Origin of the sequence: Streptomyces paludis, from assembly GCF_003344965.1 — a bacterium.
GTDB classification, from domain to species: domain Bacteria; phylum Actinomycetota; class Actinomycetes; order Streptomycetales; family Streptomycetaceae; genus Streptomyces; species Streptomyces paludis.
Window position 1 is genome coordinate 3,352,605 of sequence record NZ_CP031194.1, and the last position, 14,761, is coordinate 3,367,365.

The window sequence follows — 14,761 nt, forward strand, 5'->3', positions numbered from 1 at the left end:
GGGCTTTCCGCGTACCCGGTGAAATCCGTTCGCCGTTCCGGAGCGCCGGGTGAGATCCTGGTTTCGGTATGTCTACTTCCTTCGCCGACCTCCAGACCCTGCTGGCCGATGTCTCGCTGCGCGACGCAGCCCGGCTCGGCCGCCGTCTCGAAGGCGCCCGGCGCATCCGTAAACCCGACGCGCGACAGGCCGTACTGGACGAGATCGCAGGTGAGGCCGGGAAGGCCGCCGAGCGGACGCGCCGGCGCGGGGAGCGGGTGCCGCCCGTCTCGTATCCGGAGCAGCTGCCCGTCAGCCAGAAGAAGGACACGATCCTGGAGGCGATACGTGACCACCAGGTCGTGATCGTCGCCGGGGAGACCGGGTCGGGCAAGACGACCCAGATCCCCAAGATCTGTCTGGAGCTGGGGCGCGGGGTCCGCGGGATGATCGGGCACACCCAGCCCCGCCGGATCGCCGCCCGTACGGTCGCGGAGCGGGTCGCGCAGGAGCTGGACACGCCGCTCGGTGAGGCGGTCGGCTGGAAGGTCCGCTTCACCGACCAGGTGAACCAGGACGCGACGTTCGTGAAGCTGATGACCGACGGCATCCTGCTCGCGGAGATCCAGACCGACCGCGAACTCCTCGCGTACGACACGATCATCATCGACGAGGCCCACGAGCGCAGCCTCAACATCGACTTCCTGCTCGGCTATCTCGCCCAGCTCCTCCCCCGCCGGCCCGACCTCAAGGTCGTCATCACCTCGGCGACCATCGACCCCGGGCGCTTCTCGCGGCACTTCGGCGACGCGCCGATCGTGGAGGTCTCGGGCCGTACGTACCCGGTGGAGGTCCGTTACCGGCCACTGCTGGAGGAGGACGGCGAGGAGGGCGACCGCGACCAGATCACCGCGATCGCGGACGCCGTGGACGAGCTTCAGTCGGAGGGGCCCGGCGACATCCTCGTGTTTCTCTCCGGGGAGCGGGAGATCCGTGACACGGCGGACGCCTTGGAGAAGCGCCGGCTGCGCTTCACCGAGATCCTGCCGCTGTACGCGCGGCTGTCGCACGCGGAGCAGAACCGGGTGTTCCAGCGGGTCTCCGGTAACGCGACCCGGCGGGTCGTCCTCGCGACGAACGTCGCAGAGACCTCGCTGACCGTCCCCGGCATCAAGTACGTGATCGACCCGGGCACCGCCCGGATCTCCCGCTACAGCCACCGCACCAAGGTCCAGCGGCTGCCGATCGAGCGGATCTCCCAGGCCAGCGCCAACCAGCGCAAGGGCCGTTGCGGCCGTACGTCGGACGGCATCTGTATCCGGCTGTACGCGGAGGACGACTTCACCTCGCGCCCGGAGTTCACCGACGCGGAGATCCTCCGTACGAACCTCGCCTCGGTCATCCTCCAGATGACGGCGGCCGGGCTGGGCGAGATCGAGAAGTTCCCCTTCATCGACCCGCCGGACCACCGGAACATCCGGGACGGTGTGCAGTTGCTCCAGGAGCTGGGCGCGCTCGACTCGGTGGAGAAGGACCCGAAGAAGAAGCTCACCCCGCTCGGCCGCAAGCTCTCCCAGCTCCCGGTGGACCCGCGGCTGGCCCGGATGGTCATCGAGGCCGACAAGAACGGCTGTGTCCGCGAGGTGATGGTGATCGCCGCCGCGCTCTCCATCCAGGACCCGCGCGAGCGCCCGGCCGAGAAGCAGACGCAGGCCGACCAGCAGCACGCGCGCTTCAAGGACGAGACGTCCGACTTCCTGGCGTTCCTGAACATGTGGCGGTACGTGCGCGAGCAGCAGAAGACGCTGTCCTCGTCGGCGTTCCGCCGGATGTGCAAGTCGGAGTATCTGAACTTCCTGCGGATCAGGGAGTGGCAGGACATCTACTCCCAGCTCCGTACGGTCGCCAAGCAGATGGGGCTGCGGATCGGCGAGGACGACGCGGCGGACCAGGCCGTCCATGTGTCGCTGCTGGCCGGACTTCTCTCCCATATCGGAATGAAAGACGTCAAAGAGGGCGCGAAGAACGAGTATCTGGGGGCGCGCGGCGCGAAGTTCGCGGTGTTCCCGGGCTCGGCGCTCTTCAAGAAGCCGCCGCGCTTCGTCATGTCGGCCGAGCTGGTGGAGACCTCCCGGCTGTGGGCGCGGGTCAACGCGAAGGTCGAGCCCGAGTGGATCGAGCCGCTGGCCGGCCATCTCCTGAAGCGGACGTACAGCGAGCCGCACTGGGAGAAGGACATGGCGGCCGTGATGGCGTACGAGAAGGTGACGCTGTACGGCGTGCCGATCGTGGCGCAGCGGAAGGTGAACTTCGGGCGGATCGACGCGGAGACGTCGCGGGAGCTGTTCATCCGGCATGCGCTGGTGGAGGGCGACTGGCGGACGCACCATCAGTTCTTCCATGACAATCGCAAACTTCTGGGCGAGGTCGAGGAGCTGGAGCACCGCGCGCGGCGCCGCGACATCCTCGTGGACGACGAGACGCTCTTCGACTTCTACGACCAGCGGGTGCCGGCGGATGTGGTGTCCGGGGCGCACTTCGACGCGTGGTGGAAGGCGCGGCGGCGGGACGAGCCGGAGCTGCTCGACTTCGAGCGGTCGATGCTGATCAACGAGAAGGCCGGCTCGGTCACCAAGGACGACTATCCGGACAACTGGCGTCAGGGTCCGCTCAAGTTCCGGGTGACGTACCAGTTCGAGCCGGGCACGGACGCGGACGGTGTGACCGTCCACGTACCCCTTCAGGTGCTCAACCAGGTCACGCCGGAGGGCTTCGACTGGCAGATCCCGGGGCTGCGCGAGGACGTGGTGGTGGAGCTGATCCGCTCGCTGCCCAAGCCGATCCGCCGGCACTACGTGCCCGCGCCGAACTACGCCGCCGCCTTCCTCGACCGCGCGGTGCCGCTCCAGGAGCCGCTGCCGGTGACGCTGGCGCGGGAACTCCAGCGGATGGTGGGGGTGCCGGTCGCGGCGGAGGACTTCGATCTCGCCCGGGTCCCGGACCACTTGAAGATCACGTTCCGGATCGTCGACGAGCGGCGCCGGAAGATCGCCGAGGGCAAGGACCTGGCGGCGCTCGTGCTCCAGCTGCGCCCCAAGGCCCGCCAGGCGCTCTCCCAGGCCGCCGCGGCGACCGCCGAGCGGGCGGGCGGCGAGACGATCGAGCGTACGGGCCTGACGGACTGGACGATCGGCACGCTGGTACGGGTCTTCGAGACCCGGCGGGCCGGCCAGCCGGTGAAGGCGTATCCGGCGCTGGCCGACGAGGGCACGACCGTGGCCGTACGGCTCTTCGACACGGAGGCCGAGCAGCAGCAGGCGATGTGGGCGGGGACCCGGCGGCTGATCATGCTGAACATCCCGGTGAACCCGGCGAAGTTCGCCTCCGACCGGCTCACCAACCAGCACAAGCTGGCGCTCTCCCGCAATCCGCACGGCTCGGTGCAGGCGCTGTTCGAGGACTGCGCGACGGCCGCCGCCGACAAGCTGATCGCGGACCACGGGGGTCCCGCGTGGGACGAGGAGTCGTTCCGGAAGCTGTACGAGAAGGTCCGCGCCGACCTCGTGGACGCGACGGTGCGCACGGTCGGCCAGGTGCAGCAGATTCTGGCCGCCTGGCAGGCGTGTGAGCGCCGTTTGAAGGCCACGAGCAGTCCGGTGCTGCTGCGCAACGTCCAGGACGTCAGGGACCAGCTGGCGGCCCTCGTACCGGCCGGCTTCGTGACCCGTACGGGGCTGCGCCGGCTGGCGGACCTGATGCGCTATCTCGTGGCCGCCGACCGGCGGTTGCAGCAGATGCCGACGTCCGTCCAGCGGGACACCACGCGGATGGAGAAGGTCCACGAGATGCTCGACGAGTACGCGTGGCTGCTGGAGCAGCTGCCCCGGGGCCGTCCGGTGCCGCGGGAGGTCACGGACATCCGCTGGATGATCGAGGAGCTGCGGGTGAGCTACTTCGCGCACGCGCTGGGGACGGCGCAGCCGGTGTCGGACAAGCGGATCGTGAAGGCGATCGACGCGGCGGCGCCGTAGCCGCCGGGGGCGCCCGCGCGGCGGTCCGGGCTCCGGTCCGCGCGCCGTCCGGATCGGGTTCGCGCTCCCGTCCGTATCCGGTTCGCGCTCCCGTCCGGATCGGGTTCGACCGCACCCTCCGAGCTGCTGTAGAGTCTGTCTTCGCAGCCCACGGAAACAAGGGCCGCGAAACCTGGTCCTGTGGAGCAGTTTGGAGTGCTCGCCACCCTGTCAAGGTGGAGGCCGCGGGTTCAAATCCCGTCAGGACCGCAGTAGAAGAAGCCCGCATTCGATATGGATGCGGGCTTCTTCGTGTGCCTGAACGTCTGCCCACCGCGCGGTCACGCCGCGGTAATGACGCGTCGATGGTGCGCCTATGGCACGTCCAAATCGGCCGGGGCGGGACCTCCGCTCCTTGACTCGCCACCGCCCCGGGAGTACCCCAGTACATGAGCCCTGGGGGGTGGTGCACATGACCGTATCGACGACAGATCCGTCGGCGGGGCAGACGGGACCAGTGAGCCGGGAGAGGCCACAGAGGCCGTTGAGGCATGAAACCGGCGCGCTGCTGCGCGCCCATCTGGCGGCGGCTTCCGGCCATCCGCATCGCACCGGCCACTGCCCGATCTGCTATCGCCTCCAGAGGCTTGCCATGGAGTCCGCGGCGGGCGACGATCCCTTCAATGGCGAACTGTTCACTACTGAACTCTTCAAAAAGAACGCCGCGGACCGCTTATCCGACGGCCAATACCCCTCGGCCGGCTGACTGCTGACCGACCGTTCACCCCGTACGGCGACGATCACGCACCCCCGATGGCGGGGTAGCGATGTGACGGGTGTCACCTCAAGAGTTTCGACCGGAGCTGCCCTTACAACCGCCCTACACGACACCAATTTAATATGTGCAATTGCACTCTCCGGAAAGCCTCTCCTCACCCGCCCTCCGCACCCCCCGCACAGGCTCTCAACAGGGGCGGAACAGGACCCCCACACCGAACAAAAAAGATCGCGCCGGACTCGGCGGAGTCCGGCGCGATCGACGACTTACCCGTGTTGCGAGGGCATGGCACCTGTTGGGGCAGGTGCCCCGTCGTATGGAGCTATAGGTAGGGAACGACCGAGTTGGGGGACCCGGCGATTTCCCTGGTCGGCGAGCCCTGAAGAGCCCTGACGGGCTCCATCAGGCTCTGGGGTGAGCCCTGTTGAGCGTTGCTGAGCCTTGCTTGAAGCGGTTCAGGCCTCGCTGCGCTGCTGCGGAATACCCGCAAGCAGTGCGCGAACCTCTGCCTCGCGATACCGGCGATGCCCACCGAGCGTGCGGATGGACGTGAGCTTGCCGGCTTTTGCCCAGCGAGTGACCGTCTTCGGGTCCACGCGGAACATCGTGGCAACCTCAGCCGGGGTCAGCAGCGGCTCGGCATCAGGGGTGCGAGCGGTCATGAGCGGCCTCCTCGGGAGAACCGAACCATCTCGGTTCTTTCCTCTAAATTCTGCACCTTGACCCGCGTTGCCCGAAATGGCGGACGCGGGCCGAGTCGGTTATAGGACGAACGGCTTGTCCTCGGCACTACAACTACACCATCCGTCCAGCCACGTCGGCCAAACCGATGGAATTGCCCTCTGAGGTGCTCATCAGCGGCGGAAGCCGATGGACCATGCCATAGCGGACAGTCACGTCACAGATACGATCAGTCACAGAGCGATCAGGAGTCACCGGACCCCCCGTATAGAGTGCAAGGACGAGCAATCCGCCCACACTTGGGCGGAAGGAGCCCTCCCCGGACTCCTTGTCCTATTTTGACACGAGGGTGGGTGTTGGGCGCAAGAGCCCCGTTAGTGCGGTCCGTCACCCTTGAGGGCAAAGGCCCGGATCGGGACTTCCGCCCCGGCGCTTCGTTCAAGTCTGATTCAAGTCTCTCCCATGACCGTTTCACGCCCGTTTCAAGCGCGAGGCGCCCGCCCCGGGCGGCCGGATACGGTCCGTACGCGCCGTAGCCGCCCCGCTGCGCTCAGTTCGCGTACTGCCGGTCCCTGACGGCCCGCCAGCGCTCGCTGAGCCGTCCGTACGCGACGCCCGCCGCCTCGCCGTCCCCGGCCCGCAGCGCGGTGAGCGCGGTGGTGAGATCGGCGGCCGAGCGGTCCTTCTCCAGCTGGGCGCCGGACAGGACATGGACCAGGCCCCCGTAGTCCAGTTCGACCAGTGAACGCGGGTGGAACTCCTCCAGCCAGCGCCCGACATCGACCAGCCCCTCGGTCATCGGGCTGTCGTCCAGCGCGTCCCGCAGCGTCTTCAGCGAGCGTGCGAGCCGGCGTCTGGCCTGCACCATCGGGGTCCGATAGCGCAGATACGGGGTCCGCTCGCCCTCCGGGCCGCCCGGCTCGTACTCCCGCTCCGCGTCCTCGAAGAGCGTGAACCAGCGCACCGGCACCTGCCAGACCGCCGTCCTGATCCAGGGCCGCGCGTCCGGATTGCGCTCGCGCCAGCGCGCGTAGTCCGCCGCCGCCTGCCCGCGCACCACCTCGGGCAGCACCGCGTCCAGCAGCCGCGGCGGGAGCGTCTGCGCAAGCTCCTCCAGCGCCAGCCAGCCGCGCAGCCGGGTCCGCCAGGGACAGACGCACACGACTCCGTCGACCTCGGCCACGAACGCGTCCCCGCTCTCGTGCACCGGGACGGCCACCGGGGGCGTCGGCAGCAAGTCGGCCAGGGAGCGCCGCAGTTCGTCCTGGGCGGTCGGTGTGCCCTCCCGGGTGGCGTAACGCCGCCAATGCGCTCTCTCGGCTTCCGGGAAGGCCGCCAACGGCTCGTAGACACGCAGGTAGGACGCGTAGGGCACAGGAATCAAAGAGACCGCCGGCATGCCGCGCATCGTCCCATGTCCGTCACTCTCCAGGGGGTGATCCTCGGCACTGCGGGCGATCTACGCACGCGTAGGACTTAATCTCGGGTCTGCCCCACCGGTACCTCCCCCACCCAGCCGGAGGGCCGGAGGGACTTCCCACCGCCGCTTCGTACTTGGGAGTCACTACAGTGACCGATGTTTCCGGCGCGCACGTCGACGTACCGCACACGGCCGTATCGCACACCGCCGTACCGCACTCCGACGTACTGCACACCCTGTTCCGCACGGAGCAGGGCGGCCACGAGCAGGTGGTCCTCTGCCAGGACCGCCCCACCGGCCTGAAGGCCGTCATCGCCCTCCATTCCACCGCCCTCGGGCCCGCCCTCGGCGGCACCCGGTTCTACCCGTACGCCTCCGAGGAGGAGGCCGTCGCCGACGCGCTGAACCTCGCCCGGGGCATGTCGTACAAGAACGCCCTGGCCGGACTCGACCACGGCGGCGGCAAGGCCGTGATCATCGGGGACCCCGAGCAGATCAAGACGGAGGAACTGCTGCTGGCGTACGGCCGGTTCGTCTCCTCGCTCGGCGGCCGGTACGTCACCGCGTGCGACGTCGGCACGTACGTCGCGGACATGGACGTCGTGGCGCGCACCTGCGCGTGGACGACGGGCCGCTCCCCGGAGAACGGCGGCGCGGGCGACTCCTCGGTGCTGACCGCCTTCGGCGTCTTCCAGGGCATGCGGGCCAGCGCGCAGCACCTGTGGGGCGATCCGTCGCTCCGCGGCCGTACGGTCGGCATCGCGGGCGTCGGCAAGGTCGGCCACCACCTGGTGGAACACCTGCTCAAGGACGGCGCGCGGGTCGTGATCACGGACGTACGGGCCGCGTCGGTCGACGCGATCACCGCCCGGCACCCGGAGGTCGCCGTGGCCGCCGACACGGAGGCGCTGATCCGCACCGAAGGGCTGGACATCTACGCCCCGTGCGCGCTCGGCGGGGCGCTGAACGACGCCTCGGTGGCGGCGCTCACGGCGTCGATCGTCTGCGGAGCGGCCAACAACCAGCTCGCCCATCCGGGGGTGGAGAAGGATCTCGCGGACCGCCGGATCCTCTACGCGCCCGATTACGTGGTGAACGCGGGCGGGGTCATCCAGGTCGCCGACGAGCTGCACGGCTTCGACTTCGAGCGGTGCCGGGCGAAGGCCGCGCGGATCTTCGACACCACGCTGCAAATCTTCGCACGTGCGAAGAGCGACGGGATTCCGCCGGCCGCGGCGGCCGACCGGATCGCCGAGCACCGGATGGCGGAGGCACGGCGCGGCTGACGGCGCGGGCGACGCGCGGATGAGCTTGGGACGGGTCCTGGAAGGTGTTTCTCCGGGGCCCGTCCGGCGTAGGCGGCCGACGGGGAGACCAGACTCACTCGGGTCGGCGGGTCGGGCCCTCAGAAGAGGTTAAAATCGCACCTGACCAGGGAGGACGAGGCGCCTCACCGGTCCTGCGGCGAGGCGCGTCATGCGGGCGGCGTACCGTATGGCCGCGAGAGCAGGTACCGTTGAAGCCCTACGGACGGGCTCTCCGCGGAGAGCGCGTTCTGATTCATGAACGCGTGTCAAGACTCTGGGGCCGTCGAGCCCCGTCACCGAGGGGGTCGAGCCATGGGGCGCGGCCGGGCCAAGGCCAAGCAGACGAAGGTCGCCCGCCAGCTGAAGTACAACAGCGGCGGGACAGACCTGTCGCGTCTGGCCAACGAGCTGGGCGCATCACCTTCGAGTCAGCCACCGAACGCAGAGCCGTTCGAGGACGACGACGAGGAAGATGACCCGTACGCACAGTACGCGGATCGATACAACAAGGACGAGGACGAGGACGACCAGTCCGGACCCTCCGCGCGGCGCCGCGGCGCTTGACGTCCGTATCCCCCGAGCATCATCAGCTCACATGCCCGGTCCGGGCCCGACCCCGGACCGGGCTCTGTGCTGCTGTCGTACGGAACGTACGGACCGGGAGGTCTCGGAGGTACGTACCGGACATGCCGGGACGGACCGGTCGCACTCGGCATGTGCCATGACGAGTGCGACGAGTGGCCTTCCTCACGCCCGGCCACCGGTCAGCCGTTGCTCGCGTAGTCGCCGGTCAGCGCCGCGCCCGTGGCGTGGTCGCCACGCTCGGTGATCTCGCCCGCGACCCAGGAGTCCACGCCCCGGTCGGCGAGCGTGGTGAGCGCGGCGTCGACGGAGTCCGCCGGGACGACGGCGATCATGCCGACGCCCATGTTCAGGGTCTTCTCCAGCTCCAGCCGCTCCACCCGGCCGGCCGTACCGACCACGTCGAAGACCGCGCCGGGCGTCCAGGTCGAGCGGTCGACCGTGGCGTGCAGCCCGTCCGGGATCACCCGGGCGAGGTTGGCCGCGAGGCCGCCGCCGGTGATGTGACTGAACGCGTGCACATCGGTGGTCCGGGTGAGCGCCAGACAGTCCAGCGAGTAGATCTTCGTGGGCTCCAGCAGCTCCTCGCCGAGCGTGCGGCCGAACTCCTCGATCTCCCGGTCCAGCGACCAGCCGGCCCGGTCGAAGACCACATGCCGTACCAGCGAGTACCCGTTCGAGTGAAGCCCGGAGGACGCCATGGCGATCACGGCGTCACCCGTACGGATACGATCCGCGCCGAGCAGCCGGTCCGCCTCGACCACGCCCGTACCGGCACCGGCGACATCGAAGTCGTCCTCGCCCAGCAGCCCGGGGTGCTCGGCGGTCTCGCCACCGACCAGGGCGCAGCCGGCCAGCACACAGCCCTCGGCGATGCCCTTGACGATGGCGGCGACGCGCTCGGGGTGGACCTTGCCGACACAGATGTAGTCGGTCATGAAGAGCGGCTCGGCGCCGCAGACGACCAGGTCGTCCACGACCATGCCGACGAGGTCGCGGCCGATCGTGTCGTACACGCCCATCTTCCGGGCGAGGTCGACCTTCGTCCCGACGCCGTCGGTGGCGGAGGCGAGGAGCGGACGCTCGTAGCGCTTGAGGGCGGAGGCGTCGAAGAGGCCGGCGAAGCCGCCGAGGCCGCCGAGGACCTCGGGGCGCTGCGTCTTCTTCACCCACTCCTTCATCAGCTCGACCGCGCGGTCACCGGCTTCGATGTCGACGCCCGCGGCGGCATAGCTGGCACCAGTAGTCGTTTCGGACATGGCTGGGTACTTTCCTGTCGTCGTTCGGTCGTCGAACGCTCGGAGAGCGTCACAACGGGGATGTGGCGGGTGGAGGTGGGGGTCTTCTGGAGGGCCTTCCAGATGGCAGATGACCATCCGGAGACCGTCCAGAGCCATCCAGAAGGTCATCCGGAAGGTCATCCGGAAGGCTTTTCCGGCCTTTCCGGACCGCTAGGGACGTCGCAGCGCCTCGGACGCGGCGCTCGCCGGGCCGGCCGCCAGCTCGGTCTCCAGCAGCTGCTTGCCGAGCAGCTCGGGATCGGGCAGCTCCATCGGGTACTCGCCGTCGAAACACGCGCGGCAGAGATTCGGCTTGGCGATGGTGGTCGCCTCGATCATCCCGTCGAGGGAGATGTACGCGAGCGAGTCCGCGCCCATGGAGACGCCGATCTCGTCCACCGACATGCCGTTGGCGATCAGCTCCGCGCGGGTGGCGAAGTCGATACCGAAGAAGCAGGGCCACTTCACCGGCGGGGACGAGATCCGTACATGGACCTCGGCCGCGCCCGCCTCGCGGAGCATCTTGACCAGGGCGCGCTGGGTGTTGCCGCGGACGATCGAGTCGTCCACGACCACCAGGCGCTTGCCCCGGATGACTTCCTTCAGCGGATTCAGCTTGAGGCGGATGCCCAGCTGGCGAATGGTCTGGGAGGGCTGGATGAAGGTCCGGCCGACATAGGCGTTCTTGACGAGACCCGAGCCGTACGGGATGCCGCTGGCCTCCGCGTAACCGATGGCGGCGGGGGTGCCCGACTCGGGCGTCGCTATCACCAGATCGGCTTCGACCGGAGCTTCTTTGGCGAGTTTCCGTCCCATTTCGACGCGGGACAGATAGACGTTCCGGCCCGCGATGTCCGTGTCGGGACGGGCCAGGTAGACGTACTCGAAGACACAGCCCTTGGGCTTCGCTTCCGCGAATCGCTGCGTACGGAGACCGTTCTCGTCGATGGCGATCAGCTCGCCCGGCTCGATCTCGCGGACGAACGAGGCGCCGCAGATGTCGAGGGCGGCACCCTCGGAGGCGACCACCCAGCCGCGCTCCAGCCGGCCGAGGACCAGCGGGCGGATGCCCTGGGGGTCCCGGGCGGCGTACAGCGTGTGCTCGTCCATGAAGACGAGCGAGAAGGCGCCCTTGACCTCGGGCAGGATCTTGGCGGCGGCTTCCTCGACGCTGAGGGGCTTGCCGTCGTCGTCCGTCTGGCCGGCCAGCAGGGCCGTCACCAGATCGGTGTCGTTGGTGGCGGCGACGCGCGTCGTCCGGCCGTTCTCCTTCGGCAGATCGGCGACCATACCGGCGAGCTGCGCGGTATTGACCAGATTGCCGTTGTGACCGAGCGCGATGGAGCCGTGGGCCGTGGCCCGGAAAGTCGGCTGCGCGTTCTCCCACACCGAGGCACCGGTGGTGGAGTAGCGGGCATGGCCCACCGCGATATGGCCCAGGAGGGAGCTGAGAGAGGTTTCGTCGAAGACCTGCGAGACGAGGCCCATGTCCTTGAACACAAGGATCTTGGACCCGTTGCTCACTGCGATGCCCGCGGACTCCTGTCCGCGGTGCTGAAGGGCATACAGTCCGAAATAGGTGAGCTTGGCGACCTCTTCGCCCGGGGCCCAGACTCCGAAGACGCCGCAAGCGTCCTGGGGGCCCTTCTCTCCGGGGAGCAGGTCGTGGTTGAGTCGTCCATCACCACGAGGCACGCCACCGAGTGTAGGCGAGATCGACCACTGGTCCGAATTGGGGATGCGGAAGAGCGCGGACCAGTGGCCCGGATCCGGGCTGAATCCGGGCCGGATCCTGGTGGAATCTCGGCCGGATCACGTCTGTCGGATCACCTGCGCAGGGGGGTTGTCGCGCTTATGCCGAGGCCGTCCTCGGTGATGAGCTTCAGTTGGTTGTGGCTCAGCTCATACGCGATCTCACCCGACAGCACCTTCGCCATACGCTCTTCGAGTTCTTTTTCGGGCTTGGAGCATGCCTTCTTGGTCATGCGGAGGGCGCCGAAGGTGATCTTGTTCGTCGCCTCGGAGAGCCGCGCGGAGCCGCGGAAGACATTGCAGCCGCTGGTGCCCTCCACCGTGCCGCTCGCGCCGCCCTTGCCCTTACTGAACGTGAGCGACGCCTTGCCGTCCGTCCCGCTGGGCAGCGAGCCCTCGGTGTCGGCGTGGTCGATGACGGTGTCGATGACCCCGTCCAGCCGCCAGTCCGTGCCCACGAGGGGTGCGGGGCTGTCGCGGGTGAGGTCGATCGAGTCACCGGTGGCGCCGGTCAGGGTGAGGGTGAGGGGGGTCGCGGGGTCGTCACTGAGCGTGGCCGAGAGCTTGCCGGTGAACACCTTGTCGAAGGCGTCCGCGAAGGGGTGCTGCTCCTCCGGGCAGTACATCATCGTGGACCTGCCCGGGCCGTCGCTCACGACGAGGGCGCCGCCGTCGACGGTGACCTCTGTGGTGCGGATGTTGCAGTCCGGGGAGAGGCGAAACGTTCCATCAGCGCCGACGCGGAGGCTCGCGGGGGCTTGAGCGACGGGGGTGATCTTCTTGCCCCCGACCGTCACGCTGTCCATGCGCCAGACGCTGCCCTTGACGCCGTTGGTGCCTTGGGTGTTGCGCAGGACTTCGGGGAGCGCGGTGACGACGTCGACGCGACCGCCGGCGCCGGAACCGGCGGTCGATCCGGCGCCGGCCGTCGCTCCGGCTGTCGATCCCGGGTTTTCGCCGGTACCGGCCGCGTTGGCCGCGTTGGCCGCGTCGGCCGTGTCGGACGCGCTCCCGGATGTCGTCTCCGTACCGCAGGCGGTGATCAGGAGCGCGGCGATCGTCGTGGCCACCGCGACGGTGGACAGGGTGGTGATCTGGGCGAACTGCTGCTTTGGCATGCCGATGTGACGGAAGCCACCTGCGTACGGTTCCCCCCTTTTCCGTCCGGCCCGTTGGTCAGCCCATCAGCGGGAGCAGCCCGGAGAGATCCGCGCGCTCCCCGCTCGCGCTCACCCGCGCCGTATCGAGCCCCTCGGCCCAGGCCGTCCGGCCGGTGGCCAGCCGCAGCCAGGTCAGCGGGTCGGTCTCCACGACGTTGGGCGGCGTACCGCGCGTGTGCCGGGGCCCCTCCACGCACTGGACCACGGCGTACGGCGGAATCCGCACCTCGGTCGACGCGCCGGGCGCCTTGACCGCGAGGGCGTCGGCGAGCAGGCGCGTCGCGGCGGCGAGGGCCTGGCGGTCGAACGGGATGCTCAGCCCGGCGGCGCGGTTGAGGTCGTCGGTGTGGACGGTCAGCTCGACGGTCCGCGTCACCAGATAGTCCGCGAGCCGCATCGCCCCGACCCGCGTCACCAGCACCCGCCCGTCGTCCGCCGCCGGCAGCAGCGCCCCGATCCGCTCGACGGCCCGCCCGAGCAGCTCCCCGGGCGGCGCGGTCACGGCGAGCGCCGTGACGTCCTCGGCGATCGCTCCGGCGTACCGAACAGTCACGAACGGCCACTCGGCCAGCACGACCACCGGCCCGGCCTCGGCGACCACGGCCGCCTCGGCCCGTACCGGCTGCTCCAGAAAGAGGCTCACCGACTCGACCCCCATCGCCACATGCGCGACCAGCTCCCGCACACTCCACTCCCCGAGCCCACTGGGAAGCGCAAGCTGCGCGGGCGTGAGCGTCTGCACGGCGTCCTGCACGTGCCGGACCTGCGCGAGCACGGCGGCCCGGGTCTTGGCGTAGTCGTACGCGCGCGGACGCGGACGCTTCGCGGCGGGCTTTCTGGCGGGATTCGTGGCGGGTGTGCTCGCGGGATTCGTGGCGGGTGACATGGGGACGAGGCTAGATCGTGCCGTACGCGCCGGTCCGTGCCGGGCGTCGGTCCTCGTCGGCCCGCCACAGCCAGCGGAGGGCATCGGGGAGCAGGACGCCGCCGTGGTTGGGGCTGTGACCGCCGTCGCCGAGGACGAGGCGGAAGTCGTAGCCGGCTTCCGCGAGCGCGGCGGCGACGCGCAGCTTGTTGGCGAGCCAGTTCCGCTCGGGCTCGTTCCAGTGCAGGTCGCGGTGGCCGGCTTGGAGGAAGATACGCAGCGGCTTGCCGGGGGTGTCGCGAAGGAGTTCGGGGTAGGGGTTGCCGCCGGGCATCTGCGTGAAGCTGGACAGGAACGCGGCGACCCGGCGGAACCTCCCGGGCCGCAGCCAGGCCACGGTGAGGGCGCAGTTGCCACCGCTGCTGCCGCCGCAGATGCCCCACTGATCGGGGTCCGCGGTGATCGAGTAGCGCTTGCTTACCTCGGGGATGATCTCGTCGAGGAGAAAGTCGGCGTATCGGTCGTCGAAGGCGTCGTACTCGGTGTTGCGGTTCTTCGGCTCCTCGGCGCCGGGGAAGATGCCGGGGTCGACGAACACGCCGATGGTGACCGGGATGTCACCCCGGTGCATGAGGTTGTCCAGGACGATCGCACCGCGGACCTCACCCGCGGGATCCAGATACCACCATCCGTCCTGGAACACGATGAGCGCCGCCGGTTCGGCAGGGCTGTAGCCCGCCGGCACATGCACCCAGAACTTCCGGGACGTACCGGGGTAGATCGCGCTGTCGTTCCAGTCGAACTCGACCGTCTCGCCGGACGGCACGCCGGGCTGTACGGCGGAGTCGGGGCCGTGGGCGTAGCGAACGTCCGACTGGTCAATCGGCAGCGGCTGGTAGGGCACTTCGATCGTCACGCGGGTCAACCTAGGAGAGATCACGACCCGC

General features: G+C 69.1%; 11 protein-coding genes and 1 tRNA gene. 5 read left to right on the plus strand and 7 right to left on the minus strand.

Features of this window, described 5'->3' with window-relative positions; genetic code table 11:
• Positions 1 to 68 precede the first annotated feature (68 nt).
• The 3 genes from hrpA (at position 69) to DVK44_RS14720 (ending at position 4,755) form a co-directional block, all read left to right on the plus strand.
• The gene (hrpA, locus tag DVK44_RS14710; protein ID WP_114660087.1) at positions 69 to 4,010 is read left to right on the plus strand and encodes an ATP-dependent RNA helicase HrpA; all 3,942 of its coding nucleotides are present in this window, start codon (positions 69 to 71) and stop codon (positions 4,008 to 4,010) included.
• 174 nt (positions 4,011 to 4,184) lie between these two features.
• A tRNA-Asp gene (locus tag DVK44_RS14715) sits at positions 4,185 to 4,259 on the plus strand.
• Between the two features lie 202 nt (positions 4,260 to 4,461).
• Complete coding sequence (locus DVK44_RS14720; protein ID WP_162793574.1) at positions 4,462 to 4,755, plus strand: DUF6274 family protein; 294 nt, start codon at positions 4,462 to 4,464, stop codon at positions 4,753 to 4,755.
• Between the two features lie 467 nt (positions 4,756 to 5,222).
• Here DVK44_RS14720 and bldC read toward each other — a convergent pair whose 3' ends face one another.
• On the minus strand, positions 5,223 to 5,429 hold the full coding sequence (gene bldC / locus DVK44_RS14725; RefSeq protein ID WP_003949541.1) for a developmental transcriptional regulator BldC: 207 nt from the start codon (positions 5,427 to 5,429) through the stop codon (positions 5,223 to 5,225).
• A gap of 569 nt (positions 5,430 to 5,998) precedes the next feature.
• Positions 5,999 to 6,847 (minus strand): hypothetical protein, encoded by an 849-nt coding sequence (locus DVK44_RS14730; RefSeq protein ID WP_114665134.1) that lies wholly within the window; start codon positions 6,845 to 6,847, stop codon positions 5,999 to 6,001.
• A 170-nt stretch (positions 6,848 to 7,017) separates the two neighbouring features.
• Here DVK44_RS14730 and DVK44_RS14735 point away from each other — a divergent pair, with 170 nt between their 5' ends.
• Positions 7,018 to 8,154, plus strand: a complete 1,137-nt coding sequence (locus tag DVK44_RS14735) for a Leu/Phe/Val dehydrogenase (protein ID WP_114660089.1) — start codon at positions 7,018 to 7,020, stop codon at positions 8,152 to 8,154.
• Positions 8,155 to 8,487: 333 nt separating this feature from the next.
• Positions 8,488 to 8,739 carry a DUF3073 domain-containing protein gene (locus DVK44_RS14740; protein ID WP_114660090.1) on the plus strand — a complete coding sequence of 84 codons (252 nt, stop codon included), beginning with the start codon at positions 8,488 to 8,490 and terminating at the stop codon, positions 8,737 to 8,739.
• Positions 8,740 to 8,939: 200 nt separating this feature from the next.
• Here DVK44_RS14740 and purM read toward each other — a convergent pair whose 3' ends face one another.
• The 5 genes from purM to DVK44_RS14765 form a co-directional block, all read right to left on the minus strand.
• Positions 8,940 to 10,016 (minus strand): phosphoribosylformylglycinamidine cyclo-ligase, encoded by a 1,077-nt coding sequence (purM, locus tag DVK44_RS14745; protein ID WP_114660091.1) that lies wholly within the window; start codon positions 10,014 to 10,016, stop codon positions 8,940 to 8,942.
• A gap of 192 nt (positions 10,017 to 10,208) precedes the next feature.
• Positions 10,209 to 11,732: an amidophosphoribosyltransferase gene (gene purF / locus DVK44_RS14750; RefSeq protein WP_114660092.1), complete on the minus strand. Its 1,524-nt coding sequence runs from the start codon at positions 11,730 to 11,732 to the stop codon at positions 10,209 to 10,211.
• Positions 11,733 to 11,863: 131 nt separating this feature from the next.
• On the minus strand, positions 11,864 to 12,907 hold the full coding sequence (locus DVK44_RS14755) for an META domain-containing protein (protein WP_114660093.1): 1,044 nt from the start codon (positions 12,905 to 12,907) through the stop codon (positions 11,864 to 11,866).
• Between the two features lie 58 nt (positions 12,908 to 12,965).
• Positions 12,966 to 13,835 (minus strand): maleylpyruvate isomerase family mycothiol-dependent enzyme, encoded by an 870-nt coding sequence (locus DVK44_RS14760; RefSeq protein WP_114660094.1) that lies wholly within the window; start codon positions 13,833 to 13,835, stop codon positions 12,966 to 12,968.
• Between the two features lie 10 nt (positions 13,836 to 13,845).
• Positions 13,846 to 14,730 carry an alpha/beta hydrolase gene (locus tag DVK44_RS14765; RefSeq protein ID WP_114665135.1) on the minus strand — a complete coding sequence of 295 codons (885 nt, stop codon included), beginning with the start codon at positions 14,728 to 14,730 and terminating at the stop codon, positions 13,846 to 13,848.
• Between the last annotated feature and the right edge of the window lie 31 nt (positions 14,731 to 14,761).

What these genes read in the sequence shown, in the direction of transcription:
- DVK44_RS14730 (WP_114665134.1), bottom strand. Translation starts at nt 6,847, where the DNA reads ATGCCGGCGGTCTCTTTGATTCCTGTGCCCTACGCGTCCTACCTGCGT.
- DVK44_RS14740 (WP_114660090.1), top strand. Translation starts at nt 8,488, where the DNA reads ATGGGGCGCGGCCGGGCCAAGGCCAAGCAGACGAAGGTCGCCCGCCAG.
- purM (WP_114660091.1), bottom strand. Translation starts at nt 10,016, where the DNA reads ATGTCCGAAACGACTACTGGTGCCAGCTATGCCGCCGCGGGCGTCGAC.
- DVK44_RS14720 (WP_162793574.1), top strand. Translation starts at nt 4,462, where the DNA reads ATGACCGTATCGACGACAGATCCGTCGGCGGGGCAGACGGGACCAGTG.
- hrpA (WP_114660087.1), top strand. Translation starts at nt 69, where the DNA reads ATGTCTACTTCCTTCGCCGACCTCCAGACCCTGCTGGCCGATGTCTCG.
- DVK44_RS14755 (WP_114660093.1), bottom strand. Translation starts at nt 12,907, where the DNA reads ATGCCAAAGCAGCAGTTCGCCCAGATCACCACCCTGTCCACCGTCGCG.
- DVK44_RS14760 (WP_114660094.1), bottom strand. Translation starts at nt 13,835, where the DNA reads ATGTCACCCGCCACGAATCCCGCGAGCACACCCGCCACGAATCCCGCC.
- bldC (WP_003949541.1), bottom strand. Translation starts at nt 5,429, where the DNA reads ATGACCGCTCGCACCCCTGATGCCGAGCCGCTGCTGACCCCGGCTGAG.